The organism is Ferrimonas sp. YFM, assembly GCF_030296015.1.
Lineage (GTDB): Bacteria > Pseudomonadota > Gammaproteobacteria > Enterobacterales > Shewanellaceae > Ferrimonas.
Genome location: NZ_AP027368.1, coordinates 1744974 through 1771167 on the forward strand (window position 1 = coordinate 1744974; position 26194 = coordinate 1771167).

The window sequence follows — 26194 nt, forward strand, 5'->3', positions numbered from 1 at the left end:
CGCCTTTTGGTGGTCTCAACTTGAAACAGATTCAATGGATGCACAATGAAAGCGATCAAATGGTTCCTTATCGTCATTGCGACCCTGGTGTTACTGCTGGCGGTCTACATCGGCGTTTTCCTTGATCCCAATGCCTTTAAGCCTCAACTGAGTGCCAAGGTCCAGGAGGCCACCGGCCGTACCCTCAACATCGACGGAGATATTGGCTGGAGCCTGTTCCCCAAGGTGGGCCTTGAGATTGGTGGCCTGACTCTTGGAAACCTGCCTGGCGAGTCTCTGCCTCCTCTGCTGTCGGTGGAGCAGGCTGTGGTGGGCGTGAACCTGATGCCTCTGCTTACCCGGGAGGTGGAGATAGAAGAGGTGGCACTGACCGGTGTGGATCTCAACCTGGTGACCCTCAAAGATGGCCGCACCAGCCTCGATGGCCTGGGAGGTGAGGGCAGCGCTGCCGAGGATTCTCAAACACAGGCGCCAACTGACCAGCAGGGGCAGATGACGCCCGCGGGCTGGAAGTTGGGCAGTCTCTCCCTGACGAAGCTGAATTTCAGCAGTGACAACCGGCAGACCGGCGTCAGTCGTACCCTGGCGGTTGAGTCCCTGACCCTGAAAGAGTTTGAACCTGGCCGCGCCGCACCCTTTGAGATGGTGGTGAAGGCGGTGGATCCCCAGATGACCCTGAACACCTCAGCGTCTGCGCTGCTGACCGTCGCCAAGGACTTCTCCCGCATTCAACTGGATAAGTGGAGTCAGAGCATCTCCATTGTCGGTGACCAGATCCCCAATGGTGGCAAGCTGGATGCGAAAGTGGGTTTTGATGCTGACGTGAACCTGGCGAGTCAGCAGTTTGCCCTGACCAACCTGGACCTTATCCAGGGTGAGTTCCGGCTGAAAGGCGCGGGCAGTGTGGATTTGACCCAGAAGCGCCCTGTGCTCAACATGGAGTTGTCGGGTAACGACCTGGTGCTTGACCCCTGGATGCCTGAATCCACCCAAGCCACCAGCGAGAAAAAGGAAACCGCGCCTTCTGCCCCTGCGGAGGGGGAGCCGGACCTGTCGGTTCTGCGACAGTTTGATCTCTATGCGCGGATGGGACTGGATTCCATCAAGGCGAAACAGTGGCTGGTGACCAAACCCAGCCTGGATCTCAGCCTGGTGGACGGCCTGTTTACCCTGAAGCAGATGAAAGCCACCGCCTTTGAGGGCACCCTGGTCGCCAAGGCCACACTGGACAGCCGTGTTGAGCCCGTTGCCTATGATTTTGATGCCAATCTGGATGGTCTCTCCATCCAGCCCCTGCTGGAGACCGCGGTCAATCAAGGGGTCCTGGCTGGCCGCGGGCAACTTTCCGTGAAAGGGAATGGCGCTAGTCTGGCACCGGATGCGGTGCTGAAGAATCTGGTCGCCAATGGTCGCCTGGCTCTGGATGATGGCGCCCTTTACGGCATCAACGTTGCCCAGAAGATTCGTGAAGTGGAAGCCAAGCTCTCTGGCGAGAGTATTGATCAGGCAGCTGAAGTGCAAAAGACCGACTTCTCCAGCTTTGTCACTGAGTTCGCCATGAACAAAGGCGTGGTCACCACCCCGGCACTGAATCTGGCGTCGCCCCTGCTGCGCGTTCAAGGCCAGGGGCAGGCCAACCTGGTTGAGCAGGAGATGGATTACGCCATGGAGGTTTCCATTGTGGGCTCTCTCGAAGGCCAGGGCGGCGAGTCTCTGGACAAGCTCAAAGGGCTGACCATTCCTCTGGCTATCGGTGGTAGCTTCACTGAGCCGAGCTTCAACGTCGATATGGATCAGTTGCTGAAGAACAAGCTGGATCAGGAAGAGGACAAACTGAAGAAGAAATTGGAAGACAAGCTTAAGGATAAGCTGTTTAAAGGCTTTGGAGGCTAACTATGTTACGAGTCGCTACCCTATGTGCGGCCATTGCCCTGGCGGGCTGCAATCAGCAGGAAGAGCCGGCGCAGACTCAGGAGCAGGCGCCTGCGCCCAAACAGGTCAAGGTAGAGGCCCAGCCTCTCAAGGAGCAGGAGTCTGTCATGAAGCAACTGGACCCGGAGGTGCGGGTGATTCAGCCCACTCTCTCCCTGATGCTGTCCGACAGCCATTGGCCGCGGGATACCCCACTGGATGTGGCCGCCAAGGTCGAGAACACCACCGACCATACTATGGAATTGACCCTGCTGTCGGGCATGACCGCGGACTTGATTCTGTCCCAGGGCAAGCAACCGGTGTGGCAGTTTAGCCATGAGCGCATGTTCACCCAGGCTCTGCGACCCTGGCCCCTGGAAGCGGGGGCGGAAAAGGCACTGACCTTTACCATCAGCAGTGAGGTCCTGTCGGCCCTGGAGCCTGGCGATTACAACCTTCAGGTGGAGCTCAACACCATAGACAAACCCCGCAGTGCCAGGGTGGAGATCACCCTGAAATAGTCTCTGAGCGCCCCGGTTTTTACCGGGGCGTTTTCTTTTCCTCTCCCGCTCACGATTCGCAGCTATCTAATTTGCTTGAACTATAGTTAAGGTTCAGGTGTGTTTTGGGGGGCGTTGCGATGATCATTGTCGAGGGGTTGGCCAAGCGTTTCGCAATACCCAAGTCCGGGGAGATGACCCAGTGTAAGCGCCTGGATCCCAGGCTTCAGGATGGTTTCTTCAACTCGGTACAATCGGTCAGTTTTCGCGCCCGCCCTGGCGAGGTGTTGGGGTTGCTCGGCCCCAACGGTGCAGGCAAGACCACGGTACTGAGAATGCTCTCAGGGGTGCTGACCCCGGATAGGGGCAGCATAGAGATCAACGGCCATCAGTGGCACAAGCAGCCTGAGCGGATGAGGCGCCAAATTGGGTTTCTGTCTGCCTCTACCTCCCTCTATGAACGCCTCAGTGTCGAGGAAAATCTTGTTTACTTCGGCCAACTCTATGGCCTCTCTCCCGCACAGATCGCCAACCGGATCGATACCTTGTCCAGCCAACTGGAGCTGGCGCCATTTCTGCAACGCAAGGTGGTGGAGTTGTCGCTGGGGATGAAGCAGAGGGCGGGCATCGCCAGGGCGGTCATTCACCAACCCGAAGTCATAGTTCTCGATGAACCTACGACCGGACTGGATATCATGTCCGCCCAAGCGGTGCTTGACTTTATTCATAGTCAAAAACAACAGAATAGGCCAGTTATTTTTTCGACTCACCGACTCGAGGAGGTGAGTCTGCTGTGCGATCGCATTGCCGTGGTGATGCAGGGATTATGTGTATTTGAAGGCTCTCTTATCGAATTCGCCGGCAGTCGCGACCCCAATGCACTGCGCGAGGCCTTTGTCGGATGCCAGCAGAGGCTGAGTCAGCCCCCTCAGGGGCAAACCCGGGGAGTGGCCTGATGGTAGGAAAAGTGTGGCTCAAGGAGCTGAAGGAGGTGCTGCGGGATCGAAAAACCATGACCTTCGTGGTGCTGTTCCCCACCGTGGTGTTGCCTGCACTCATCCTGGTGGTCGGAGTGCTGGGTTACCAGATGCTGATGAGCAAGCAGCAGGAGGCGATCCACTTTGCCGTTGTGGGGGAGTCGCCCTGGCGTGAACAGGTGGTCGACGCGCTAAAGGAGGTGCCCCACCTGGAATTGGCGCAGTCTGACAGCGCCACGCCTCTGCCTGAGCAGATCAACAGCGGCAAGCTGCAGCTGGTGGTGTCACTGCTGCCGGGGTTTGATCCGGTGATCTCCAGCCAGAACCGCTGGCAGCTTCTCTACGACCAGACACAGAACCACGGTCAGTTTCGCCCGGTTGAGCAGCGGCTGGAGGTTCTGAGTACCCAATGGCTGGGGCGATTTATGGCCTACCACGGGGTGTCGGAGGAGGTGCAGGGCAGGCTGCATACGCCACTGGCGCTGGAGCACGTGGGGACCGCTCAGGCCAGACAGGATATCGGTGAAAGGGTAGGCAGTGTCCTGCCCTACATTCTGCTGTTCCTGTGCATGATGGGGGCGATGCTGCCGGCCCTGGACATTGGGGCCGGAGAGAAGGAGCGGGGAACCCTGGAAACACTGCTGATGGTGCCCCAGCCTCGTACTACCCTGGTTCTGGGGAAGTTTCTGGTGATTGTCACCACCTCAATGACCCTGACCCTGCTTACTATTGTCAGTGCCCTGGTGTGGCTGACCGCTGTCGGTACCTTGCTCGACCTTGGCGTGTTTGTCACCCTGGCGAAGATGGTGAATCCCGTTGACCTGCTGCTGCTTCTCGCCCTGTTGCTGCCCATCTCCGGGGTGTTTTCGGCGATCCTGCTGGCGGTCTCCATCTTTGCCACCAGTTTCAAGGAGGGGCAGAACTACATGGGCGGGTTGCAGGTGGCGGTGCTGGTTCCGGCGATGGTGGCCACCATGCCCGGGGCGGAGCTGACCTCCTCCAATGCCTGGTACCCCATCTTCAACATCTCCCTGGCCATCAAGGATCTGCTGAAGGGCACCTTTGCCTATCATGATCTGGCTGCGGTGTTTGCCTCCAACCTGATTCTCTCGACTCTGCTGCTCTGGTGCTGTGTTCAGTGGTTCAGCCGTGAATCCGTGCTGTTTCGCTAGGGGGGCAAACAAGGCGATCAAAAAAGGGCCGCACTGACGCGGCCCTTTTGCACTCTTGGCTGCTTTGTTAGCTGCTGATCTTGGTGACATCCACATACAGGGTCATCTTCTGGCCCGGCTGCAGGTACTTCTTGGCATCCAACTGGTTCCAGCGCACCAGATCGGTCACGGTGACGTTGAACTTCTTGGCGATTCGGGCCAGGGAGTCGCCACTGCGAACCTTGTAGCTGATCTGACGCATCACCGAGGTCTTGTCCTCGTTCTTGCTGATGCGGTTAACCCAGATCACCAGTTTCTGGCCAGGACGAATGGTGTCCTTGGGGGCCAGGGAGTTCCAGGAAGCCAGCTGAGACACCTTGACCTTGTTGGCCCGGGCAATGGTCCAGAGAGAGTCCCCGGATTTGACCGTATGCTCAATCTTGTAGTTGGCTCGCTTCTTGGACTGCTTTCTGGCCAGGCGCTGCTCGGCACTGAAGGGGTAGAGCTCGGGATCCTTGGCTGCCACCGGGATCAGCAGGTGCTGGCCAGCGCGGATCATATTGCCTTCGATGCCATTGACCGACTGAATGATGCCGATGCGAGTGTGGTATTTCTTGGCAATCACGCCCAGGGAATCACCGGGCTTAATCTTGTAGCGCAGCCAGTTCACCCTTTCGGTGGAGGCGGTGTCCGACAGGGCGGTGATAAAGCCGTCTGCCTTATCCAGGGGAAGCAACAGGGTGTGGGGGCCGTCCGGAGCGGTCGCCCAACGGTTGTACCCCGGGTTCAGCTTGTGCAGATCGGCCACCGACATGTCGGCCATATCCGCCGCCAGGGCGAGGTCGATCTGGCTGCCGGCGTCGATCTCCTTCAGGCGAGGGGCGTTGGGCACAGGCTTAAGGTCGAGGCCGTACTCTTCAGCGTTTCGAATGACGTCGGCGACTGCCAGAAGCTGAGGCACGTAGCGCTCCGTCTCGCTGGGCAGATCCAGAGACCAGAAGTCGGTGGGCTTGCCCTTGGCCTTGTTACGTTTGATGGCCCGGAACACTCGCCCTTCGCCGGTGTTGTAGGCGGCCAGGGCGTAAAGCCAGTTGTGATCCAGCTTATTGTAGAGGTACTCCATCATATCCATGGCGGCCCGGGTGGAGGCGGCCACGTCCCGGCGGCCGTCATACCACCAGTTCTGCTGAAGTCCGAAATGCTTGCCCATGGGGCTGGTGAACTGCCACAGGCCTGCGGCAGCGCCGTGGCTGTAGGCGAAGGCATCAAAGGAGCTCTCCACCACCGGCAGCAGAGCCAGTTCGATGGGCAGGCCCCGCTTCTCCACCTCTTCAACGATCAGGTAGAGGTAGGGATCGGCACGTTCGGAGATGATCTCAATGTGGCGGGGGTTGGCTTTGTACCACTTGCGAAACTTATTGACGCGCTGGTTATCCGGCACCTCCAGAGTCATCTGGCGCGCGATCCGCTCCCACACATCTTTGGCGGGGGCGGGGACCACTTCCTGAGCTTCCTGCTCGTCGTTGTCGTTGCCCTGGTCGACAGGCTCTGCGGTCAGGGGCGCTTCGGCGTTGGTTACTGGGTTGTCCTGCTCTGGCTCACCGCCGCCGAGGGATTGACATCCCGCCAGCAGCAAAGCCAGGGACAAAGCAGAAAGGCTCTTTTTCATCAATTATTTACCATTATCGGCCTGGATTGCGGCGCAAGAATCAGCTTACGCCAGGCAATAGTGGTTCGGGATTGTACCCTCTTTATCAGAATTTGTCTTTCCAGGCTCTCAGCTGTGCAAAGCAGGCCACACTGTCGGCGCAGGGTTGACCACTGTGCTGTTCGGCAGCCGCCTGAACCTGAGGCAGGTGGCTGCGAAGGAAGGGATTGATGGTCAGTTCATTGGCCATACTGGTAGGCAGCGTGGGGATCTTGTCCTGACGCAGCTTGCTACAGCGGTGTTGATACGCCTGCAGTTGCTGGTTATCCGGCTCTACCGCCAGGGCAAAGGCCAGGTTGGCCAGAGTGTACTCGTGGGCGGGGTAGAGCAGGGTGGAGGCCCCCAGGTGTCGCAACTTATGCAGGGAGTCGTACATCTGCTCGGCGCTGCCTTCGAACAGTCGGCCGCATCCGCCGCTGAACAGGGTGTCGCCGCAGAACAGGTGGTGGCCCACCTGGTAGGCACAGTGATCCAGGGTGTGACCAGGACACAGGGTGACCTTGGCGATCTGATTCAGCCCCTCCAGCAGAATCTGGCTGCCTTCATTGGCAAACTGGCTGCCCCCGTCAAACGGAGAGCCGGCTGGAACCACCACCTCCATTTCAGGCCAGTGGCCCCGCAGAGTGGCAACGCCGCCCACATGGTCGTGATGGTGGTGAGTGATCAGTATGCCGTTAAGCTCCAGGCCCTGCTCCAACAGATAGGCCGCCGCCGCATTGCCGTCGCCGGGGTCCACCACCCAGGCGTGGTCGCCCGTATGCAGGCACCAGATGTAGTTATCGTCGAACGCGGGGATGGGGGTAATGCTCAGCATGGCGGAACTTCCACAGGGAGTGAGTCACCAGTGTAAGAGGGAACGGGGTGGCGGGGAAGTAAAACTTGATGCCGTCGGATTACGGGAGTGAAGCCGGGTCTAAGGTACTGGCGCTCAATGCCTATTGTCAGTTATCTTTACTGCGTAATGTACCCGGAAAATGGTGATTAATGCGTCCAGCCTACAGCTTCGACTCCATCGCACCTCCGGCCAACTGGTCCCAACTTCCCTGGGGCGACTGGCTGCAGCAGCAGGTGTCTGCCGGGTTGGACAACTGGTGGCCCAGGCTGTTTGGCTATCACCTGATCAAACTGGGCCCTCTTGCCACGGATCTCAACTCCCGTCTCTGCTCCATCCGCCATCAGGTAGCCATCCATGCCGAGGGGGGCGATGCCTGGGGCGAGGTCGATGATCTGCCCCTGCGTTGTCGCAGTGTTGATGCCTGCATCATGCCCATGGTGTTGGACTTTCATCAGGACCCCCACGGAGTGATTCGTGAGGCCGACCGGGTGCTGGTGGAGGGGGGGCATCTGGTGATCATCGGCTTTAACCCTCTGAGTCCTGCCGGCCTGGGGTTGCTCTCCCCCAGCCTGCGCAAGCGCTACCCCTGGAAGGGAAGAATGTTTACCCCGAACCGGGTCAGAGACTGGCTGGGGGTGTTGGGCTATCAGCTGGTGGCTCAGGAGCCGCTGGCGTTCAGTTCTCTGTTGTGGTCGCCGGATCGTTTCGTCTGGCCGCAGCAGTGGATGGCGCAGCAAACTCCGTCTTTGGCGTCGGTGTATATGCTGGTGGCCAGAAAGGTGGCGGTGCCCATGACCCCAGTCCGGCCCAGGTGGCGTCCCAGAAAGCGCCTGATCACCTCGCCGGCGGCTGTCGGTCGAACAGCTGCCGAGAGCCGTCAAACCCTCGAACGCTAGAGCTGAATAGCAAGAGAGGGCCGCGGGCCCTCTTGGTTGTGTTAAGGCTGGTAGCCGGTGTCCTCTTTCAGGTCGCTGCCAGAGGCGGCCTCTCTGGCCAGGTCGTCCACCCGTTCGTTCTCCGGCTGACCTGAGTGCCCCTTGACCCAGTGCCACTCAATCTGGTGCTTCTGGGTGACTTCGTCGAGCCGCTTCCAAAGGTCGACATTTTTCACCGGTTGCTTGCTGGCGGTTTTCCACCCCTTGCGCTTCCAGCCGTGGATCCACTGGGTAATGCCCTGGCGCAGATACTGGCTGTCCGTATGCAGGTCCACCACGCAGCGCTCTTTCAGACTTTCCAGTCCGACGATGGCTGCCAGCATCTCCATGCGGTTGTTGGTGGTCAGGCGGTAGCCTTCGCTCATCTCTCTGGTGTGCTGACGATAACGCAGCAACACCCCGTAGCCGCCAGGACCCGGGTTGCCCAGGCAGGAGCCATCGGTGTAGAGAGTGACAGATTTTAGTTGAGTCATTTAAATTGTTACCATAGCCGGAGCCTAAGCGGTGCAGTATACCGCAACTTGTTGCAAATCAGGATTATGACAGACATCAATACCCCAGTACGTCAGATCGTATTCGATACGGAAACCACAGGTATGAACCAGGACGGGGGCCCTCACTACGAGGGGCACCGCCTGATTGAGATCGGCTGTGTGGAGATGGTCAATCGCAAATTGACCGGCCGTACCTTTCACGTTTACATCAAGCCGGATCGTCCGGTGGATGAGGAGGCGATTCAGGTACACGGCATCACCGATGAGTTCCTGGCGGACAAGCCGCTGTTCCATGAGGTGGTGGACGGCTTCATGGAGTTCGTCCGTGGCGCCGAACTGATTGCACACAACGCCCAGTTCGATATCGGCTTCATCGATTACGAATTCCAGATGCTGGGCCGGTACGGCAAGCTGCAGGACCATTGCACCGTGGTCGACACTTTGCAGGTGGCCAGGGAGAAGAAGAGCAAAGGTGAGATTCAGGGCAACCTGAACCTGGATGCCCTGTGCCGCTTCTATGGCATCGACAACAGCCATCGAACCCTCCACGGCGCACTGCTCGATTCCGAGATTCTGGCGGATGTGTACCTGTTTATGACCGGTGGCCAGAAGGCCCTGGAGCTGGCTTCCGGTGCCGATGGTGAAGGCGGCGGCATCGTTCGCCTGAAAAGTGACCGCCAACCCCTTAAAGTGATCGCCTGCTCGGCCGATGATATCAGTAGACACGAGGAGCGACTTGGATTGGTCAGCGAACCGATCTGGCTGAGAGGGTAGAGGATGAGTCGATGGAAGGCGGTGTTTCTGCTGTTCCTGCTGCTGGCGGGGACACGCGCCTGGGCGCTATCGCCGCAGGCGTTGAAACTGCTGGATAACCGCTTTCGGGTGGATTATGGCATTGAAGCCATCACCATGCTGGTCCAGCGTAAGGAGCACAGCTCGCCGGTCATTGTGGTGCTGCCCGACGGCAGCAAGTGGTACTCCCACCGCCATCCGAAGAACGTCAGTTGGAGCGAGGGCCCCGGCGGCGACATGATCCGGGTCGCCAACCCCACTCCAGGCCCCTGGCAACTCATTGGCCAGGTCAGCGAAAACAGTAAAATCCTCCTTATCAGCGACATACAGCTGAAGCTGGACCCTCTGCCGAAGAAGGTGTTTCGCGGGGAGCGCATCAAGCTCCACGCCAGCATCGAGGGCGACAACAACACCCTCTCCATCCGGGACTTCCACAAGATGCTCAAGTGGAAGGTGAACCTGGTCAGTGCCAACCGCCGCGGCGATGAAAACTACGCCGCTGGCGTGAAGAAAATTGGCGGCTTCGAGGATGATGGCACCAAGCTGGACGAGCGCCCCAGTGATGGCCACTTCACCTCCTCCCTGGATTTTGACCAGCCCTCTGGCCTCTATGGTTTGCGGCTTGAAGTGGGCAACGAAGTGTTTAACCGCACCGTCGACCAGGACCTGGAGATCATCCCTCAGCCCTTCAGGCTGTCGGTACCGCAGAAGCCCGGGACCGACCCCGATGAGTACCGGGTGCAGGTCAATGTGGACCAGCAGGATCTGATGCCGGGAGAGCTGCATCTGGTGATCCAGGTTCGTGCGCCATCGGGCATGATGGGGGAGCTGACGGTGACCCCCCAGGAGGAGGTGCAAAGCTATCCTCTGCCGATGGTGATGGAGATGGGCAGCTATCTGATCAAAGGCACCGCCGTGGGCACCACGGCGTCAGGAGAGGAGTTTTTCCTGAACCTGCCTGAGCTCAATTTCTATGTGGCGCCGCCACCGCCGCCAAGCCTCAGTCCCTCCGAGCGGGCCGCCCTGGTTCAGGAGCAGATGCAGGAGAAAGAGGATGCGGCGCGTTTTCGGGTCATCAGCATCGTGGTTGGGGCCAATGCCGTGCTGCTGCTGTTTGGTCTGGGCGTTTTGCTGTTCTGGCGCAAGAGGATGCGCCTGATGGAGCAGCTTGAAGCTGTCCCTCTGGTGGAGGAGCCGGAGATTGAGCCGGATAAGATCGACTTGACCACAGACAGTGACAGATAAAACAAAGCCGGGAATTTCCCGGCTTTTTCTTGTCTGTGGCTGAGTGAAATCAGGCGGTTGGCGAAGTCGTCGGCGTGAGACCCTGGTTGTTGGCCAGCTTGTCTTGCAGAGCCTGGGCCAGAGGAGGCCAGGTCAGTATGCCCACAGGGTTACCATTAACCCCGGTCACCAGCAGGAAGTGTTCGTGTGAGGCCTGCAGCTGGGTGGAGGCGTTCTCCAGGGAGGCGCAGCGCTCGATGCTGGGCACTTCATGTTTCATCACCTGATGCAGCTTGCGGTGCTGCAGCTCCCGGTCCAGGGTGCGCTCCGCCGCGGTATCCAGCAGAGGGCTGTGCCAGAAGGTGAGCATGGCGCTGGTGATGTAGCCGCGCACCGTATGGCCATCCTCATCCATCACCAGGGCCACACTGAGGTCGGCCCGGTTCATCTTCTCCTCTGCCTGAGCCAGGGTGGCGTCCAGGTCCAGTGTCAGCACCTTGCCCAGTGGGATGGCGTCGATGCAATCCACAGACTGGGTGCGCTCTTCACAGAGAAACTCCAGGCAGATGTCCACCGCTTCGCTGTTGAACTCTGTGCCTCGCCCCTGCATCAGCACCTCTTTGAGTTTGTCAAAACCCAGGGCCGGCCGGTAGGGGCGATGGGAGAGGATGGAATCGGACACGTCGGCTACCGCCAGAATCTGGGACTCGATGAGTATCTGCGATTCCTTCAGGCCATAGGGGTAGCCGGATCCATCCAGTCGCTCATGATGCTGCAGGATCATGTCGCGAATGGGCCAGGGAAACTCCACATCCTTGATGATTTCCGCGCCCCGTTCCGAATGAGTTTTGATGAGGTCAAACTCCTCGTCTGTCAGGCGTGAAGGCTTGGTCAGCAACTGAGTGGGGATGGCCAGTTTGCCGATATCGTGGATCAGGCCACCCAGCTTCAGGCCCTCCAGTTGGTGGTGGGTCAGCCCCATTCTGCGTCCAATGCGGTGTGCCAGCTTGGCGACAGAACGCTGATGGCCAGCGGTGTAGGGATCATTGACTTCGAGGGCATCGGCAATGGCGCCCACCAGTTGAACCAGAGAATGGTTCAGCTGTTGTTTCTGCTGCCGAATGACGCGGGATTGCTCAGCCACCACCTTAAGGGTCTTAGGCAACTGGATGGCGTGCCAGATGATGGTGCCGTACACCATCAGGCTTTTGGCATCCACCTCGGTATAGGGCTTGTCCCGGTTAAACACCCCCACCACCCCGACGATGGCTCCGCGATAGGTCACAGGTACGCTCAAATGATTGCGGACACTCTGCCCGGTCAAAAAGGGCAGGGGCTCGCTGTCGAGATCGTTGCAGATGTAGGCACTGGACTCATCGACACAGATGGCCAGGGAGGGGCAGGTGTCGATGGAAAACGGCTCTGATTCCAGGTTGCGTATTCGGTGTCTTGCGGTCAGGCTCAGCGCTCGCTTGCCTGAGTTGTAGTGCATCAGATATCCGTCCTGAGACTGGGTGATGTGCACCGCCCGGCTGACCAGCTGATTGAGGGTTTCCTCCGGGGCGCTTTTGATCACCGTTTCCAGGTGAGCTATCCACTGATCGCTGGAGTAGAGCGCGTGGTTGTAATTGGGGTGGAGCTCCATCAGCCAGCGGTTGTCCAGGTCAAACGCCATCAGTGACAGACAGATGGGCAGGTGAGCATTGCCCGTTGGTGCGGCGATGCAGTGCAGCCCCTTACCTTGGACAGAGACGCATTGGAACTGGGTCCTTTGCTGCAGATAACGCAGGCTCATCTGCTGATCCGCATTGAGGGTGGGCAGCAATTGGTGCAGGGGTAGGGGCAAGTCCTGGTTTGCGGCGAAGTTGGCAAGGAACTCCGCGCTGGCCTGATGCACCTTGAGGTCGGCATCGAGCAGTGCCCATTGCAGGCCACTGATCCCCAGTACATCAACCTTGATTGGCGCAGTGCTTGTGCTGGTCATGGCGGTTGGCTCCGGTTCTTCGCCGAATCGGCGTCCATCTTGGTTAACTCAGGGTTCGCCCAATTCCAATTTAGCGGTAAATGTTAGAAGTTCCAATAGCTAAGCGTATGAATAGGAGGCAAAACTGAATTAATGCCGGTGTAACGGGGGGCTAGCTCAGAAGGGGCAAAAAAGGACCGGTCGCGGCGAGAGGTAGCGCAGGTTGGGATCCGCGACCGTCCAAAATAAAAGAGGCAGGGCTGCAGTGAGAGGTAGTGACTGTCGAGGACTGCAGCCCGCCAAAAACGGTTAAGAGGCCATGGCTCTTTCGGCGTCTATGTAGTTGAGGGCACTGATCACCCCGTGATGCCAGTCGACGGCCAATTTCAGCTTGCGACTTTCGGTGTTCATTACATAGCGCTCAAAATCCTTGCCCAACTCTTTACGTAGCGACTTGGAGTGATGAATGCTGCGCAGGGCCAACACTTCATGGAGAGGAATTTTCCAGAACACCAGTTTACCATCCGGCTCTTGAGTGACGGCCGTAGAGTCGTAAACCCAACCAACTTGGTGTACCAGATCGATCAGTTTTACTTTTTGGTCCATTATTGACTCCCTTATATTTTTTTTCGTCAATCTGTGAACATAAAATTAATGGCGCTAATTATGCCAAGGGTGCTCCCCGCACTAATATTCACTCTGAATATTGGATGGTGTTAATTAGCGCCTTTCCTGAGCCATTAGAATAATTTAATACTCTACAACTCATGTTGTTTCGATTAAGGCCATCAGCCGATGCTGCGTTGCTCCCAGGTCCTGGGGCTGCGGGGCCAGCGACGGTCCCTGTTCTGCTCCCAGGCAATAACGATAGGGTTTCGGCTGCCGCGCTCCTTTCGATAAAGTCCGGAAACAAAGACCAATGCTGCGACCACCAGAGAGGCAAGATAAAACAACGCCATCCCAGTAAGACACAAACATGCGAATAACACTAGACAGCTGCCTACGAGTTCTAATACTTCCATATTAACCTCTGCTATTTGTGTGGCCTTAATCTTGAAATTTATATAAACACAGAAATCCTTTACTGACCCATAACTTAAGAAAATAAGTGTTAAGTGGATCTCCTATTGGCATTACATTGATAAGTAGATTCAACTTGCCTGATGAACCGGGGTAGCGTGAATCACTCACCCCTGGGGTGGATAGCAGAGGAATAAGGAATATTGATGGAGGTGATTCTTCTTGGTCACTCTGTCCCAATGAAAGATATTGTGTTTCTGCAGGATCGTTTGATCTATAAATGGCTGCAAAATGCCCGTTTGGCAGCAGGATATAATCCTGCATATCTGGGGTGGGGTGGGCAAAAATCGATGGGAAATCGCCAAAGTCCGAGAGTTTCTGCGCTCTGTTACCGAAAAGTAGCGCTGGGGGAAGGTGACCTGGCTCACGCTGGTGTTATTTTGGGCAGTGAGCCAGGTGCGCTTTTTTGAGGGTTTGGACTTCCGGACTGCCGAGCTCGTGGGCGCTGTGGTGAAGGAGAGCGGTTATTGTCCCGGCTGGCGGCTGGGCCAGAAGTGGACCGCGTAGCGCAGCGCCACATAGCCCACCATCAGGCTGGCCAGCAACAGCTCAAGGTCGGCCAGTGGTCTTAGCACCGCAGTCAGCTCTGACGCGCCCATGGCGGCTTTGTCCAAACATTGATAGAGGGCAGTGGCGGAGATCACCAGCGGAAAGGTGAACGCCGCATACCCTGGGCTGAAAGGCAGACGCAGCAGCCGGAACATGGCCAGGTACACCAGGGTGGTCATCAGCAGTGCCAGAGGCAGCAGGGTGTTGATGATCAGGGTGTCAGGTTGATGCACTACCGCCAGGTAACCGGTCAGTGCCAGGCTGGCCGGGGCCGCCATAATCGCAAAGGTGGGGTAGCCTTTGGGGTCGTCCCAGCGGTGGCAGGTCAACCGGTAGATCATCAGCGGCAGCAATAAGGCGTAGTTGGCCAGTCCCAGCCACATCAGGCCCTTTGCCAATGGGTAGACGGCGTCATTGGGGTAGGAGAGGGCAGCCACAATGATCCCAACCGGGGGCACAAACCAACTGGGTAACATGGTGGTGAGCCTGGGCTCTTTCAGCCTGTGGTAGAGGAACAGGGTCATCAGAATCAGGTGCATGACCACGGCACCGCTCCACAACAGGGTGGCAGCCCCGGGTTGATACAGCCCCAGGGTCTTGGAGAGGATCATGGCGCCCATGGCGTAAGTGGGGATTACGCTGCCCACCAGCGGACAGGCGATCTCCTTTCGCAATAAAGAGGGGTGCAGCAGGAACTTTACTGTCAGCATCAGCCAGAGCGCTGCCGCGACGGTGGCCAGGGTCAGCTGAATCCACAATCCCGCATCCAATCTTTGCTCCAGGCACAGTCCCAGGCTGGCGATGCCCAGTGCCAGACCGGCCATGGGAGTGGGGAGGTGTTGGGACTTTTGATGGAGGAGAGTGCTCATGGAAAAACCTCAGGTTCTGCTTGATGTGGCCATTGTCCCTCGATACGCTGTTTATTAATATCGAATATGTCGCAATAACTGTTTAGAAACTCTATATGGTAGACCTTTCTCTCAAGCAGCTTCGGCTGTTCTGCTTCGTTGCGCAGACCGGTAACCTCGGCGTCACCGCGGAGCGACTGTTTCTGACTCGCGGCGCCGTCAGCCAGGGGATCAAAGCGCTGGAGTCCCAGCTGGGGGTATCTCTGTTTGAACGACAGGCGCAGAGGTTGCACCTCAATGCCCGTGGTCACCTGCTGTTGCCCCTGGCCGAGCAGATGCTGAACCGTCAGGCCAGCATCCTGGCCCTGTTTGAACCCGGCGACTCCCAGGTGCCCCTGCGTCTTGGCGCCAGCCTGACCATAGGCAACTATCTGCTGCCGACTCTGCTGGGGGAGGCACTGCAACAGATTCGGCTTTGCGGGGAAGTTCGGCTGGCCAACAGTGCCGAGATACAACAGGCTCTGGTGGCCCATCAATTGGATCTCGGTTTGATTGAGAGCGAGACCCTGGAGCCTGAACTGGAACGCTGCCACTGGCGGGATGATGAGATGGTGTTGATTGCCCGCGCCGGACACCCTCTGTCAGGGCAAGTGGCGGATTGGGGGCTGCTGTCTGAAGAGACCTGGGTGCTCAGAGAGCGCCACTCCGGCAGTCGTGAGCAGTTTGATCATCACCTGCGGCCCAGGTTGAAGCCAGAGATTCGGATACTTGAGCTGGGCAGCCTGGAGGCGGTGGTGCGCTCGGTACAGTCCGGGCTGGGGTGTGCCCTGGTGTCCCGGCTGGCCTGCGATGAGGCCTTGGACAGGGAGGTGATCAGTCGGATTCATCTGCCAGAGCCCATCTTACGGCGGCTCTACATCGTGTGGGGGCAGGGTAACCGCGCCCTGCCTCAGGTGGCGTCGGCGCTGAAGCTGCTGTCGATGCGCTGACCCTGCGGCGGAACCACTGGCAGGAAGGGAGGCTCATCCCCCAGCAGGTCATCCAACAGGTGAATGGGCGGCAGGACCACGTCGTGGCCGCCTGGGTGGTGAGGGTGTGCCCCTGGGGGCAGCGGCGGTGGGTGAGGACCATTGGCCAGATCTGACGGGATGGGCAGCATGATTTCCACCGGGTTGCCCTCTCTGTCGTAGAGTGGGTGCCTTGGACGGCCATCTGCACCGAATTCTGGAATGGCGGGGCGGCCATTGGCGTCAAACAGGGCAACGGCGGTTTCCGGGTCCAGATAGCTGACCACCAGATTGCCCTCCCAACTTATGGGGTCCACCAGCAGCCCTGGGTTGGCTCGACGGAATGCATCGACGAAGGCCTCGGCCTGAGCTGTGGTCTCGTAGCTGCCACGGAATATGCAGCCAGCCTGCCTGCAGAAGTGGTAGACAGGGTCAACACCCTGACCCGGTGCCAGTCCCCAGTTTTCACTCCAGGGGCCCATCATCTTGTCCGCCATGAACATGGCCAACTGGCCATCGACGAATCTTTCCGGGTGCTCATAGATAAACTGCGCTTCAGCCAGGCTGTACTCGGAGAAGAGCAGTTCGCCGTTCACCATTTGTGGAATCAGCAGCATGTCACCGACCACCAGGCTGGCCTTGCCGGGCTCAAGCATCGCCACCAGCTTATCGTAATCGGGCGCACCAGGCTGGATCAGCCTGGCATAGCTTGGTGTGTTTGGGGCGCTGATGTCGGCGGGAACCGCTGCGGTGCGTGAGGAGCGAAACAGTCCGAAGTGAGGATGAGCCGGGTTGGCCTCTGAGTCCTCGGAGAGGGCCTCGGCCTGTTGTGAGCTTGCGGCCACCGGGGGCGGCGCGGTCATGGTAGAAACAGCGGCTTGATCGGCAGAGTCAGCCTGGAAAGCAAGCGCTTGATCCTGCTCCTGTTGGGCCTTGGCGTCCGGGGAAGAGGTCAGGCTGAGCAACCTCATCAGGCGATCTGAAGGCATGGCGCTGCCCTGGTGAAAACACCAGAAGCCGGCCACAACTGCCATCAATGCCCAGATAGGTTTCGCTTTCATTCGCTGCCCTGACTCATAACCTTTGGCCATTCTATCAGAAAAAACTCTTAGGTAACCCGGTGAGCCGGAGAATCGCGTGTAGACGTTTAGCCGTCCAAATGCTAACGTCGACCACAGTCTATTTTGTGGTCTGTTGAGGGAGAGCGGTATGAAAGTCGGAATAGTAGGTTGGCGAGGCATGGTGGGCTCGGTGCTGGTGGAGCGTATGCATCAGCAGCAGGATTTTGACACCATTAAAGCCACCTTCTTCACCACCTCCCAGGCGGGTCAAGCTGCGCCGAAAGGGGCCAGTGAGCCTGTTCTGGTGGATGCCTTTGACCTGGCACGCCTGGAGCAGATGGAGGCGATCGTCTCCTGTCAGGGATCGGACTACACCAAGGAGATCTATCCCAGGCTGCGCCAGTCAGGCTGGCAAGGCTACTGGATAGACGCCGCTTCCAACCTGAGAATGGACGATGACGCCACGATCGTGCTGGACCCGGTAAATCGCGATGTCATCGACCGGGCACTGGATGAGGGCAAGACCACCTTCGTCGGCGGTAACTGCACCGTCTCTCTGATGTTGATGGCCATAGGCGGCCTGCTGGAAGCGGACCTGGTGGAGTGGGTCAGCCCCATGACCTATCAGGCGGCCTCCGGTGGCGGCGCCCGTCACATGAAGGAGTTGCTGACGCAGATGGGAGAGCTGCACAACGAGGTGGCTGACCAGTTGACTGATCCCGCTTCGGCCATTCTGGAGATTGAGCGGGCGGTGACCGCCAAGATGGGTTCGGGCACCCTGGACGCCTCTCAGTTTGGGGTACCCCTGGCGGGCAGCCTCATCCCCTGGATAGATTCACCTCTGGAATCCGGCCAGAGCCGCGAGGAGTGGAAGGCCCAGGTTGAGGCCAACAAGATTTTGGGCAGCGAGCAGCAGCCCATTGCCATCGACGGGCTCTGTGTTCGGGTGGGGGCGCTGCGCTGCCACAGCCAGGCGCTGACCATCAAGCTTAAGCGCGACCTGCCCCTGGAGCAGATTGAGCAGCTGATTGCCCAGCACAATGACTGGGTGCAGTTGGTGCCCAATACGCCGGAGGCCAGCCGTGAACAGCTGACTCCCACCGCCGTCACCGGCACCCTGTCGGTGCCAGTGGGCAGGGTGCGCAAGTTGGCCATGGGACCGGAATACCTGTCGGCGTTCACCGTTGGCGATCAGTTGTTGTGGGGAGCGGCAGAGCCACTGCGTCGTATGTTGACCATTCTGGTGGCCAGACAGGCCTGATCCAGCGCATATTTTCCCGGATTGCGGTCGCGGCGCACCGGTTGGCCGGGCTATACTGCCCGGCATTGATTATGGGGCCGACCTTCAATCCTGGGTGGGCCCTTTTGCTGGAGTAGAGTATCGATGCTGACCAAGATTCTGGTCACCCTGCTGGTGATTACCGTGGTGCTGATGGGCACCAAGAGGCGCGCCCCCGCACGTAAGCAGGAAGCCGAGCTCCCCTCCATGGCATCGAGCTGGTTGCGTTTTCTGGCACCCGCCATTGCCGGGGTGGTAATGCTGGTGGCAGCGGCCTTCTCCGGCTGGCAGTGGTACCAGGGGCAGCAGGTTCTGCAGGTGCGGGTCATCGACGCCGAGTATCAGAGTGAAACCCTCTACGAAGTGTATCGCAAGGACCTGGATGGAAGGCAGTTCACCACCCGCGATGGCCTCTATGTGGAGCTGGGCAGCACCGAGCGCATGGAAATTTCTCCAATAGAATAATGACTAAGATTTAAACTTACGGGGCAACGGTTATCGTTGCCCCGTTTTATTTTGGCAACAAGTCTGTATTATCTTCGCCAAAGAACAAAAACGATCTCCAAGGAGAGCTCCCAATGATCACCGCCTACATTCTGCGTAACGATGTATGGGAAACCCGGGAACTCGGTGTCGAGGATGGCATCCCTGAACATACCCTGTGGATCGATCTGTTTCGCCCCGACGATGACGAGCGTCAGTGGCTGTCTCGTTATCTGTATGAAGAGGCGCCCGACGAGGAGGACATCAACGAGATTGAGGCCTCCGCGCGTTTCTACCTGGATAACGATGGGCTGCACATCAACTCCCTGTTCCCACAGCGGGTGGGCCACGAGGTCCGCGCCATCAACGTCTTCTTCCTGGTTCAGCCCAGTCGCCTGTTCACCATCCGTGAAGAGGATGTGGGGCTTATCCGTCTGATGCGCAACTACCTGCGCCTGGGCAGGGTGGAGGCGGACCGACCGGAAGCCCTGCTGGTGGAGCTGTTCAACCTCAAGGTGGATTACCTGTCTGATCAGCTGGAGGATGTCTACACCGTACTGGATGAGTTGTCCGAAGAGGTGTTCGACAACGACAAGCTGGACGAGGTGTTCAAGCAGATCACCCTGCAGGAGGATGGAAACGGTAAGATCCGCCTGGCGCTGCTGGATACCCAGCGGGGTTTGCGCTTCATGCAGCGCTACTATCGTCGCCACCTGCACGAAGAGGAGATCAAGGACGTCAAGGAGATGCTCTCTGACATCGAGTCCTTGCTGCCCCATACCCAGTTCCTGTTTGATAAGATCAACTTCCTGCTGGATGCGGCCATGGGCTTCACCAGTTTGCAGCAGAACAAGATCATCAAGATCTTCTCGGTTGCCGCCGTGGTGTTCCTGCCACCGACCCTGATCGCCTCCATCTATGGAATGAACTTTATCTCCATGCCTGAGCTGCGTTGGGAGGTGGGGTACCCCCTGGCCCTGGGACTGATGCTCTCCAGCGCCGTGGGCACCTACTGGTTCTTTAAGCGCAAGGGCTGGCTGTAGTTGCGGGGCTGGGCTACAATGCCGCCCAAATTTTTCAGACGGAGCGCATCATGGCCAGAGCCTCGGCACGACATATCCTGGTAAAGACAGAACAGGAAGCCCTGAAACTGAAGCAGATGATCGCCAAGGGCGCGGACTTCGGCCAGCTGGCGAAGAAGCACTCCCTGTGCCCCTCCAAACGCCGCCAGGGAGACCTGGGTGAGTTTGGCCCGGGTCAGATGGTGAAGGCGTTCGATAACGTGGTGTTCAAGAAGCCGGTGCTGGAAGTGCACGGCCCGGTTAAGACCAAGTTTGGTTATCACCTGATTCAGACCCTCTACCGCAGCTGAGCCTGTGGCAGAAGAGAAAGCCCGCCTATTGGCGGGCTTTGTTGTTTTTGTTGCCCATTCACCGACGAACAAAGATCAGAAGTGTGATCCTAAACCTGGATCTCAGCGAACACATGTACGCATAATGCTGGCCTCATCAAAGCGGTGGCTAGGGGATAGCAAGATGAAATTAAGTTGTGGTCAATGCGGTCAGAGAGTACAGCTGTCCGACATTGTGTGTGGCGAATGTGGCGCCGGTCAGCATATGGAGGCCTTCGGTGGGGTGGACCCTCTGGCCCGGCCCAAGAGTCGTCGCCTGACCGCCTGGCTCAGCCTGTTGTTGGGCGGTCTGGGTGCCCACAAGTTCTACCTGGGACAGCACATCAAGGGCACCCTGTATCTGGCGTTCTGCTGGACCCTGGTGCCCACCGCCCTGAGCCTGATGGAAGCGGTGCGCACCTTCAGGATGAACACCCAGCAGTTCCAGTTTCGTCTGCGTCAGGCTGCCGGCTGACGCGCCTCGTCCCTGGGGCAGAGCTCAATGCTGCCGCTGCCGGGCAGCTGCTCCACCAGGGCCCAGCCCATCAGGGTTGAGGGCGTGTGGTAACCGCTGGCGTCAGGCTGGGACAGAAGATGCTCAGTGACCGCCAGGGCGCCGCTGACGGTGACATCATAGCCGTTGGCGGTGTGCACCCGTCCTTCAACATACTCCCCCTTGGCGTTGCGCACTTCGCCCCACACCCAGGTGGTATGGCGCTGCCTCTGGTCGTCGCTGGGGCCCTTGAGTTCCCGCTCGATGCGACCCTTGATCAATCGCTGTACCCATGACCAACCCAGTACGCCTCTGAACAGATTCATCCGTTTTAACTGGGCGATCTTCCTCGGTGACATGGGAATGTACACCTCTATGTTGTCGATGCCGGTGCTGTGCCAGGCGGTGGACACGTCCCCCCAGGGGATCGCCACCGCCATCTTGGGCTCCTGGCCAAAGGCGATGGTGCGGGTGTAGGCCGCCAGTGGCGTCGGCTTCAGTTTTCCATCGCGGCGCACCAGACTGCCTTGAGGCAGGGCTTCAACCGAGGTCTTGGCCGTTCCTGGCGAGAAACCGGAGCGGCTGTCGAACCCCAGGGCCAGGTGATTGGCGTCGGGCAGGGCATGTTTGAGCCGTGCCGCCAGACAATCGGTGGGGATCACGTCAAACCCCACTCCGGGGATCAGCACGATTCCCGCAGTTCGCGCCCGGTCATTCAGGGCGGCGGCCCGTTCAAACACCGCAACTTCCCCAGTAATGTCCAGGTAGTGACAGCCATACCTGAGGCACGCCTGCATCATGGGTTCGGCGGTGGCGGAGAAGGGACCGGCACAGTGCAACACCAGGCCGACATCGCCCAGAGCGTCTGCCTTGATCTGGTCCAGAGAGAAACTGCGGCACTCCAGACCGAGCTCATTGGCCAGGGGCCGGATCTTCTCGATGCTGCGCCCTGCCAGTATCGGGGTCAGCCCCCGCTTGACCGCTTCCCGGGCAATCAGCTCCCCGGTGTAGCCATTTGCTCCATATATCATCCATTGAGTGCTGCTCATCTAGGCTCCCTGCGCCTGGCGCAAAATCAGATTGAAGAAATGTTCCGGCAACCAACGCTTCATCCACCAGGCCTGGCGGGACTTGCGATGGGGCAGAATCAGAAACTCCCCTTTGCGGGCCCGCTGCACAACGTAGTTGGCCACATCGGCGGCGCTCAGCTCAGAGCGTGCCATCAGTTTGCCCGCCACCTTGGCCATGTTGACGCCCTGGGGGTTGAGGGACTCCAGCAGGGGGCTGGGGAAGAAGGCAGGGCACACTACGTGGACACCCACATTGCGACTGTGCCACTCCAGCCTGAGGGTTTCACTCAGGCTGACCAGGGCGGCCTTGGAGACGTTATAGGTGGCCATGGAGGGGGCGTTGGCCAGGGCGGCCATGGAGGCGATGTTGACCAGATGACTGCCTGGCACCATGGCGCCACTGACGGTGCGACACAAACGGACTGCCGCCATCAAGTTGATGTCCAGGCAGCGCTGCCATTCGCTGTCCGGCAGGGACTCGAAGCGTCCCCCTGAGGCGATGCCGGCGTTGTTGAACACCCAGTCGAAGCCGGGCTGATGCTCCTCCATCATCGACTGCAAGGCATGAAAATAGTCTGTGTCTGTCAGGTCGCCGGCCAGAGTCAGGTGGTGTTCCCCCAGCTCCTCCTTCAGAGCAGCCAGCGCCTCGGCGTCCCGGTCCAGCAGCCACAGCCTGGCCCCCTGGTCCTGCCCCAGTCTGGCCAATTCGCGCCCCAATCCCCCGGTGGCTCCGGTGATTAACCACTCCTTGTTCATCAGATACCTCCTGGTAAAAACGAACGTTCGTTCGTTATTGACGATAAACTAAACAGCTTGTAGGGTGAAAACAAGTCTCATCTCGGAAACTTCTTATGGATCTCTATCTGCTCCGTCACGGTCAGGCGATGTTCGGCAGTCCGGATTACGACCAACTGAGCGACCTGGGTCAGCGGCAGGCGCTCTGTCTGGGTGAGGAGCTGGCGGATTGGAACCTGTCCGATGCCACCCTGGTCAGCGGCAGCCTGAAACGTCAGCGCCAGACCCTGGAAGGGTTGTGCCGGGGCGGAGGCTTTACCCCCACCGACCGGCAGGACCCGGGGTTCAACGAGCTGGAGATCATGGAGCTGATCCCCCTCTACTGGCCGGCGGCGTGCGAGCGGCTGGGGTTGTCCCTGACCCCCAAGGAAGCCAGTCAGGATATGCGCTATTTCCTGCCTCTGATGAGCGAAGCCCTCAGGGTCTGGATTGCGGACCATGGTCAGCGTGAAGGGGAGAGCTTCAGTCAGTTCAGACATCGGGTCCTCGAGGCCATTGCCGAGCACCATCAGGGGAACAAGCCCACTCTGGCGGTGACCAGCGGTGGTGTCATCAGCCTGGTCGCAGGCGAAGCCCTGGGGGCACAAGCCTCTCATATGGCTGAACTTATTCACCAGGTTAATAACTGTAGTATAACCCACCTGCGCTATGCCCGCGGACAGTGGCAGTTGCAGGCGTTCAACATCAATGGCCACTTGCGCCGACAGGATATGCTGACATGGAGGTAATATGGATTTTTCCCTCTCACCCGGCCTGAAAACCGCCTGCGACGAGGCGTCCTCTCTGGTTCGGGAGCAACTGATTCCCCTCGAACCTCTGCTGCTCAGTCACGACTACGCCACCCTGATGGGCGAGCTGGAGGAGGTGCGCCAGAGCGTTCGCGAGCTTGGGCTGTGGGCGCCGCACTTGCCCACCGAACTGGGCGGTATGGGCCTGTCGCTCCTCGAGTTTGCTCAATTGGCCGAGGTTCTGGGTTACTCGCCCCTGGGGCACTTTGCCTTTGGCTGTCAGGCCCCGGATGCGGGCAATGCCGAACTGCTGCTTCACTGCGGCACCGCCGAGCAGCGCAGTCGCTACCTGGAGCCCCTGGCAAAAGGGGAGATTCGCAGCTGCTTTGCCATGACAGAGCGTCAGCTGGCCGGATCCAACCCGCTGATGATGAACAGTGAGGCGGAGTTCGATGGTGACTGTTGGCACCTGAATGCCCACAAGTGGTTTACCACCGCGGCCGAGGGCGCTGAGTTTGCCATAGTGATGGCCAAGACCCACCCGGAAGCGCCTCCTCATCAGCAGGCCTCCATGCTGCTGGTGCCCATGGATGCCCCTGGTGTCACTCGCATCCGTAACATCTCGGTGATGGGCGGCGAGGGACACGGCCCCTTCAGCCATGCCGAGATGCTGTTCGACGACGTCAAACTGCCGGCGGATGCCCTGGTGGGCAAGGCGGGGCAGGGGTTTGCCCTGGCTCAGGCCAGGTTGGGACCAGGGCGGATACACCACTGCATGCGCTGGCTGGGGCTGGCGCAACGGGCGCTGGATGAGACCACAGGCTACCTGAATCAGCGGGCGATCACCGCTCAGAAGACCCTGGGAGAGCAACCCCTGGCCCAGGGGATGCTGGCGGAAGCCGCAGCGGCACACCGGGCCGCACGCTGGTTTGTCCTGCACACCGCCTGGCAGGTGGACAAGGAGGACTTTGCCACGGTGCGGGCGGAGATCGCCATGATCAAGTTTCATACCGCCCGCATGCTGCAGCAGGTGGTGGATACAGCGGTTCAGCTTCACGGCGGCCTTGGCGTCACCGACGACACCATATTGGCCTTCCTCTATCGGGAGGAGCGTGCCGCTCGTATCTACGATGGCCCTGACGAGGTGCATAAACTGTCGGCAGCCAAACACCTGCTCAGGGCACATCGATGAGTGAGATTGCCTGCTCTTTGGAGCAGTTTCAGCGGCAACTGCGTTGGCAGCCAGACCGTTTGTGGCAGAGCTTTCGGGAACACTGTCTGCCTCAGCTGAAGCAGAAGAACCCCAAGCGCACCGACGCCAGGCTGGCGGCCATCATCAATGCCACCTTTGAGCTGGCAAACCTCAAGGGGTTCCATGCCATGACCCTGCGTCAGCTCAGTGAGGCCAGTGGCCTCAGCCTCGGGGGGCTCTACGGCTACTTCGACAGTAAGGAGGCGCTGGCCGCCTCCATTCACCGGTTTATCCGGGTTCAGTTCGAGCAGGTTCTGCTGCCGATGATTCGGGCTCTGCCCAAAGAGCGGCAACTTCAGGCGATTTGCCGCTATCACCTCTACCTGAGTGAGCTGATGCAGCCCTGGTTTTACTTCACCTACATGGAGGCCCGCCACCAGAGCGACGCCCTTCGCCGGGAGGCGCTGGCCCTGAGTGAGCAGGTGGATGATGAACTGCTTCGCAGCCTGACGCAGCTGGGGCGGGTGGAGCAGCCGGTGATCGCCGTCGGCTTGCTCAAGCATCTGCTCCAGGGCTGGTACCTGCGGCGCAGCCATTTTCGCAAAGCCGGTGTCAGTGTGGACGCTTACACCGACTACCTGCTCAACCGAGTTCAACTACTGTGTCATGGAGAGACCAGCAATGACCCAATCCCTCAACCTTGAAGCCCTGCGCGCCTATCTGGCGCAGCACCTCCCCCAGTTGGGGGAACTGGCGTCGGTGACCCCCTTCGAAGGGGGCGCCTCCAACCTGAGTTTCAAGCTGGAGTGCTCTGAACGCACCATAGTGCTGCGCATGCCCCCCCCGGGCACCAAGGCGGCCACCGCCCATGACATGGGCCGGGAGGCGAGGATGCTTTCTGCGGTGGCAGACCGCTTTTCCCAGGTGCCTCAGGTGCTCCACAGCTGTCAGGATGATCAGGTGCTGGGTTACCCCTTCTTCCTGATGAGCTATGAACCGGGAATCATCTTAAGGCGCTCTCTGCCGGGGAATCTGGGGCTGGCCAAAAGCCAGGCGTCTGCCTTGTGCCAGACCATGATGGATACCCTGGTGACACTCCACAGTCTGCCCATTGACGGCACACCTCTGGCGGATCTGGGCAAGCCTCAGGGTTATGTGGAGCGCCAGGTGACCGGCTGGAGCAAGCGCTATCGCAACGCCCTGACCCCGGGCGCCCGAGGCGGAGAGCGGGTGATGAGGTGGCTGGCAGACAACCGCCCGCCGGAGTCCGGCCAGGCGGTGATCCACAACGACTTCAAGTTCGACAACCTGGTGCTGAGCCCGGAGGACCCTACACAGATCCGTGCGGTTCTGGACTGGGAGATGGCCACTGTGGGCGACCCCCTGATGGACCTGGGATGTTCCATGGCCTACTGGGTGGAGGCGGGGGACCCGCCAGAGATGAAGATGCTCAGGCAGATGCCGACCCATCTGCCGGGCATGTGGAGCCGGCGCCAGCTGGTGGCCTACTACGGTGAGCAGACCGGCCTGGATGTCAGTGGTTTTGCCTATTACTACATCTTTGGCCTGTTCCGCCTGGCGGCCATTGTCCAGCAGATCTGGTATCGCTATGTGGAGGGCAGCCGTAAACACCCCGCTTTCGCCCGTTTTGGCGAGATGGCTGCGGTATTGATGGACAGGGCAGCGGCAGAGATTGATGAGCTGGAGCAGGTGGCCGGGCGCCCGGCGC

26 protein-coding genes and 1 pseudogene are annotated in these 26194 nt (G+C 59.2%); 18 read left to right on the forward strand and 9 right to left on the reverse strand.

Annotated elements, in window-relative coordinates; translation table 11 throughout:
- Positions 1 to 45 precede the first annotated feature (45 nt).
- The 4 genes from QUE41_RS08205 to QUE41_RS08220 all read left to right on the forward strand — a co-directional run bounded on the left by QUE41_RS08205 (position 46) and on the right by QUE41_RS08220 (position 4560).
- Positions 46 to 1893, forward strand: coding sequence for an AsmA family protein (locus tag QUE41_RS08205; RefSeq protein ID WP_286342389.1), 1848 nt, complete (start codon positions 46 to 48; stop codon positions 1891 to 1893).
- 2 nt (positions 1894 to 1895) lie between these two features.
- Positions 1896 to 2432, forward strand: a complete 537-nt coding sequence (locus QUE41_RS08210) for a BsuPI-related putative proteinase inhibitor (RefSeq protein WP_286342390.1) — start codon at positions 1896 to 1898, stop codon at positions 2430 to 2432.
- 119 nt (positions 2433 to 2551) lie between these two features.
- Positions 2552 to 3367, forward strand: coding sequence for an ABC transporter ATP-binding protein (locus QUE41_RS08215; protein WP_286342391.1), 816 nt, complete (start codon positions 2552 to 2554; stop codon positions 3365 to 3367).
- Entirely contained in the window at positions 3367 to 4560 is a 1194-nt protein-coding gene (locus tag QUE41_RS08220) for an ABC transporter permease subunit (RefSeq protein WP_286342392.1), read from the forward strand. The genes QUE41_RS08215 and QUE41_RS08220 overlap by 1 nt, the downstream gene beginning before the upstream one ends.
- Before the next feature lie 67 nt (positions 4561 to 4627).
- On the opposite strand, the gene QUE41_RS08225 is transcribed toward QUE41_RS08220, so the two are convergent.
- A complete protein-coding gene (locus QUE41_RS08225; protein ID WP_286342393.1) occupies positions 4628 to 6208 on the reverse strand; it encodes a LysM peptidoglycan-binding domain-containing protein in 1581 nt (526 codons plus the stop codon).
- A gap of 85 nt (positions 6209 to 6293) precedes the next feature.
- On the reverse strand, positions 6294 to 7061 hold the full coding sequence (gene gloB, locus QUE41_RS08230; RefSeq protein WP_286342394.1) for a hydroxyacylglutathione hydrolase: 768 nt from the start codon (positions 7059 to 7061) through the stop codon (positions 6294 to 6296).
- A 170-nt stretch (positions 7062 to 7231) separates the two neighbouring features.
- On the opposite strand from gloB, the gene QUE41_RS08235 reads away from it, so the two are divergent.
- Entirely contained in the window at positions 7232 to 7978 is a 747-nt protein-coding gene (locus QUE41_RS08235; protein WP_286342395.1) for a class I SAM-dependent methyltransferase, read from the forward strand.
- 41 nt (positions 7979 to 8019) lie between these two features.
- Here the strand turns inward: QUE41_RS08235 and rnhA are convergent, their stop codons facing one another.
- The gene (gene rnhA, locus QUE41_RS08240; RefSeq protein WP_286342396.1) at positions 8020 to 8490 is read right to left on the reverse strand and encodes a ribonuclease HI; all 471 of its coding nucleotides are present in this window, start codon (positions 8488 to 8490) and stop codon (positions 8020 to 8022) included.
- A gap of 66 nt (positions 8491 to 8556) precedes the next feature.
- On the opposite strand from rnhA, the gene dnaQ reads away from it, so the two are divergent.
- Positions 8557 to 9285, forward strand: a complete 729-nt coding sequence (gene dnaQ, locus QUE41_RS08245) for a DNA polymerase III subunit epsilon (RefSeq protein ID WP_286342397.1) — start codon at positions 8557 to 8559, stop codon at positions 9283 to 9285.
- A gap of 3 nt (positions 9286 to 9288) precedes the next feature.
- Positions 9289 to 10548, forward strand: a complete 1260-nt coding sequence (locus tag QUE41_RS08250) for a TIGR03503 family protein (protein ID WP_286342398.1) — start codon at positions 9289 to 9291, stop codon at positions 10546 to 10548.
- Positions 10549 to 10597: 49 nt separating this feature from the next.
- Here QUE41_RS08250 and QUE41_RS08255 read toward each other — a convergent pair whose 3' ends face one another.
- Both QUE41_RS08255 and QUE41_RS08260 read right to left on the reverse strand, forming a co-directional pair.
- Positions 10598 to 12511 (reverse strand): HD domain-containing phosphohydrolase, encoded by a 1914-nt coding sequence (locus QUE41_RS08255; protein ID WP_286342399.1) that lies wholly within the window; start codon positions 12509 to 12511, stop codon positions 10598 to 10600.
- A 288-nt stretch (positions 12512 to 12799) separates the two neighbouring features.
- Positions 12800 to 13096 (reverse strand): hypothetical protein, encoded by a 297-nt coding sequence (locus tag QUE41_RS08260; RefSeq protein ID WP_286342400.1) that lies wholly within the window; start codon positions 13094 to 13096, stop codon positions 12800 to 12802.
- A gap of 620 nt (positions 13097 to 13716) precedes the next feature.
- On the opposite strand from QUE41_RS08260, the gene QUE41_RS08265 reads away from it, so the two are divergent.
- A complete protein-coding gene (locus tag QUE41_RS08265) occupies positions 13717 to 13980 on the forward strand; it encodes a hypothetical protein (protein WP_286342401.1) in 264 nt (87 codons plus the stop codon).
- 54 nt (positions 13981 to 14034) lie between these two features.
- Here the strand turns inward: QUE41_RS08265 and QUE41_RS08270 are convergent, their stop codons facing one another.
- Positions 14035 to 14988 (reverse strand): TDT family transporter, encoded by a 954-nt coding sequence (locus tag QUE41_RS08270; RefSeq protein ID WP_286342402.1) that lies wholly within the window; start codon positions 14986 to 14988, stop codon positions 14035 to 14037.
- A 95-nt stretch (positions 14989 to 15083) separates the two neighbouring features.
- On the opposite strand from QUE41_RS08270, the gene QUE41_RS08275 reads away from it, so the two are divergent.
- Entirely contained in the window at positions 15084 to 15956 is an 873-nt protein-coding gene (locus QUE41_RS08275) for a LysR substrate-binding domain-containing protein (protein WP_286342403.1), read from the forward strand.
- Here the strand turns inward: QUE41_RS08275 and QUE41_RS08280 are convergent.
- The gene (locus tag QUE41_RS08280; RefSeq protein WP_286342404.1) at positions 15917 to 17035 is read right to left on the reverse strand and encodes a hypothetical protein; all 1119 of its coding nucleotides are present in this window, start codon (positions 17033 to 17035) and stop codon (positions 15917 to 15919) included. The genes QUE41_RS08275 and QUE41_RS08280 overlap by 40 nt on opposite strands.
- A 148-nt stretch (positions 17036 to 17183) precedes the next feature.
- Here QUE41_RS08280 and asd point away from each other — a divergent pair, with 148 nt between their 5' ends.
- The 5 genes from asd to QUE41_RS08305 all read left to right on the forward strand — a co-directional run bounded on the left by asd (position 17184) and on the right by QUE41_RS08305 (position 20662).
- Positions 17184 to 18296 (forward strand): aspartate-semialdehyde dehydrogenase, encoded by a 1113-nt coding sequence (gene asd, locus QUE41_RS08285; RefSeq protein WP_286342405.1) that lies wholly within the window; start codon positions 17184 to 17186, stop codon positions 18294 to 18296.
- Between the two features lie 123 nt (positions 18297 to 18419).
- Positions 18420 to 18779, forward strand: coding sequence for a hypothetical protein (locus QUE41_RS08290; RefSeq protein ID WP_286342406.1), 360 nt, complete (start codon positions 18420 to 18422; stop codon positions 18777 to 18779).
- 113 nt (positions 18780 to 18892) lie between these two features.
- A complete protein-coding gene (gene corA, locus QUE41_RS08295; protein WP_286342407.1) occupies positions 18893 to 19840 on the forward strand; it encodes a magnesium/cobalt transporter CorA in 948 nt (315 codons plus the stop codon).
- A gap of 29 nt (positions 19841 to 19869) precedes the next feature.
- On the forward strand, positions 19870 to 20169 hold the full coding sequence (locus QUE41_RS08300; RefSeq protein WP_286342925.1) for a peptidylprolyl isomerase: 300 nt from the start codon (positions 19870 to 19872) through the stop codon (positions 20167 to 20169).
- 163 nt (positions 20170 to 20332) lie between these two features.
- Positions 20333 to 20662, forward strand: coding sequence for a TM2 domain-containing protein (locus tag QUE41_RS08305; protein ID WP_286342408.1), 330 nt, complete (start codon positions 20333 to 20335; stop codon positions 20660 to 20662).
- On the opposite strand, the gene QUE41_RS08310 is transcribed toward QUE41_RS08305, so the two are convergent.
- Both QUE41_RS08310 and QUE41_RS08315 read right to left on the reverse strand, forming a co-directional pair.
- Complete coding sequence (locus QUE41_RS08310) at positions 20647 to 21729, reverse strand: saccharopine dehydrogenase family protein (RefSeq protein ID WP_286342409.1); 1083 nt, start codon at positions 21727 to 21729, stop codon at positions 20647 to 20649. The two genes, QUE41_RS08305 and QUE41_RS08310, sit on opposite strands and share 16 nt — an antisense overlap.
- A complete protein-coding gene (locus tag QUE41_RS08315; RefSeq protein ID WP_286342410.1) occupies positions 21730 to 22506 on the reverse strand; it encodes an SDR family NAD(P)-dependent oxidoreductase in 777 nt (258 codons plus the stop codon).
- A 95-nt stretch (positions 22507 to 22601) separates the two neighbouring features.
- Between QUE41_RS08315 and QUE41_RS08320 the strand changes: the two genes are divergently transcribed.
- The 4 genes and pseudogenes from QUE41_RS08320 to QUE41_RS08335 all read left to right on the forward strand — a co-directional run.
- Entirely contained in the window at positions 22602 to 23273 is a 672-nt protein-coding gene (locus tag QUE41_RS08320) for a histidine phosphatase family protein (RefSeq protein WP_286342411.1), read from the forward strand.
- A gap of 1 nt (position 23274) precedes the next feature.
- Positions 23275 to 24465 (forward strand): acyl-CoA dehydrogenase family protein, encoded by a 1191-nt coding sequence (locus QUE41_RS08325; RefSeq protein ID WP_286342412.1) that lies wholly within the window; start codon positions 23275 to 23277, stop codon positions 24463 to 24465.
- Positions 24462 to 25169 (forward strand): TetR/AcrR family transcriptional regulator, encoded by a 708-nt coding sequence (locus QUE41_RS08330; RefSeq protein WP_286342413.1) that lies wholly within the window; start codon positions 24462 to 24464, stop codon positions 25167 to 25169. Before QUE41_RS08325 ends, QUE41_RS08330 begins: the two co-directional genes overlap by 4 nt.
- A pseudogene (locus QUE41_RS08335) lies at positions 25147 to 25917 on the forward strand (phosphotransferase family protein); the annotation flags it as partial. The gene QUE41_RS08330 and the pseudogene QUE41_RS08335, both read left to right, overlap by 23 nt.
- Positions 25918 to 26194: the final 277 nt, after the last annotated feature.

Excerpts from the sequence above, each read along its gene's own strand:
- QUE41_RS08205 (WP_286342389.1), top strand. The coding sequence starts at position 46 with ATGAAAGCGATCAAATGGTTCCTTATCGTCATTGCGACCCTGGTGTTA.
- QUE41_RS08210 (WP_286342390.1), top strand. The coding sequence starts at position 1,896 with ATGTTACGAGTCGCTACCCTATGTGCGGCCATTGCCCTGGCGGGCTGC.
- QUE41_RS08215 (WP_286342391.1), top strand. The coding sequence starts at position 2,552 with ATGATCATTGTCGAGGGGTTGGCCAAGCGTTTCGCAATACCCAAGTCC.
- QUE41_RS08220 (WP_286342392.1), top strand. The coding sequence starts at position 3,367 with ATGGTAGGAAAAGTGTGGCTCAAGGAGCTGAAGGAGGTGCTGCGGGAT.
- QUE41_RS08225 (WP_286342393.1), bottom strand. The coding sequence starts at position 6,208 with ATGAAAAAGAGCCTTTCTGCTTTGTCCCTGGCTTTGCTGCTGGCGGGA.
- gloB (WP_286342394.1), bottom strand. The coding sequence starts at position 7,061 with ATGCTGAGCATTACCCCCATCCCCGCGTTCGACGATAACTACATCTGG.
- QUE41_RS08235 (WP_286342395.1), top strand. The coding sequence starts at position 7,232 with ATGCGTCCAGCCTACAGCTTCGACTCCATCGCACCTCCGGCCAACTGG.
- rnhA (WP_286342396.1), bottom strand. The coding sequence starts at position 8,490 with ATGACTCAACTAAAATCTGTCACTCTCTACACCGATGGCTCCTGCCTG.
- dnaQ (WP_286342397.1), top strand. The coding sequence starts at position 8,557 with ATGACAGACATCAATACCCCAGTACGTCAGATCGTATTCGATACGGAA.
- QUE41_RS08250 (WP_286342398.1), top strand. The coding sequence starts at position 9,289 with ATGAGTCGATGGAAGGCGGTGTTTCTGCTGTTCCTGCTGCTGGCGGGG.
- QUE41_RS08255 (WP_286342399.1), bottom strand. The coding sequence starts at position 12,511 with ATGACCAGCACAAGCACTGCGCCAATCAAGGTTGATGTACTGGGGATC.
- QUE41_RS08260 (WP_286342400.1), bottom strand. The coding sequence starts at position 13,096 with ATGGACCAAAAAGTAAAACTGATCGATCTGGTACACCAAGTTGGTTGG.
- QUE41_RS08265 (WP_286342401.1), top strand. The coding sequence starts at position 13,717 with ATGGAGGTGATTCTTCTTGGTCACTCTGTCCCAATGAAAGATATTGTG.
- QUE41_RS08270 (WP_286342402.1), bottom strand. The coding sequence starts at position 14,988 with ATGAGCACTCTCCTCCATCAAAAGTCCCAACACCTCCCCACTCCCATG.
- QUE41_RS08275 (WP_286342403.1), top strand. The coding sequence starts at position 15,084 with ATGGTAGACCTTTCTCTCAAGCAGCTTCGGCTGTTCTGCTTCGTTGCG.
- QUE41_RS08280 (WP_286342404.1), bottom strand. The coding sequence starts at position 17,035 with ATGAAAGCGAAACCTATCTGGGCATTGATGGCAGTTGTGGCCGGCTTC.
- asd (WP_286342405.1), top strand. The coding sequence starts at position 17,184 with ATGAAAGTCGGAATAGTAGGTTGGCGAGGCATGGTGGGCTCGGTGCTG.
- QUE41_RS08290 (WP_286342406.1), top strand. The coding sequence starts at position 18,420 with ATGCTGACCAAGATTCTGGTCACCCTGCTGGTGATTACCGTGGTGCTG.
- corA (WP_286342407.1), top strand. The coding sequence starts at position 18,893 with ATGATCACCGCCTACATTCTGCGTAACGATGTATGGGAAACCCGGGAA.
- QUE41_RS08305 (WP_286342408.1), top strand. The coding sequence starts at position 20,333 with ATGAAATTAAGTTGTGGTCAATGCGGTCAGAGAGTACAGCTGTCCGAC.
- QUE41_RS08310 (WP_286342409.1), bottom strand. The coding sequence starts at position 21,729 with ATGAGCAGCACTCAATGGATGATATATGGAGCAAATGGCTACACCGGG.
- QUE41_RS08315 (WP_286342410.1), bottom strand. The coding sequence starts at position 22,506 with ATGAACAAGGAGTGGTTAATCACCGGAGCCACCGGGGGATTGGGGCGC.
- QUE41_RS08320 (WP_286342411.1), top strand. The coding sequence starts at position 22,602 with ATGGATCTCTATCTGCTCCGTCACGGTCAGGCGATGTTCGGCAGTCCG.
- QUE41_RS08325 (WP_286342412.1), top strand. The coding sequence starts at position 23,275 with ATGGATTTTTCCCTCTCACCCGGCCTGAAAACCGCCTGCGACGAGGCG.
- QUE41_RS08330 (WP_286342413.1), top strand. The coding sequence starts at position 24,462 with ATGAGTGAGATTGCCTGCTCTTTGGAGCAGTTTCAGCGGCAACTGCGT.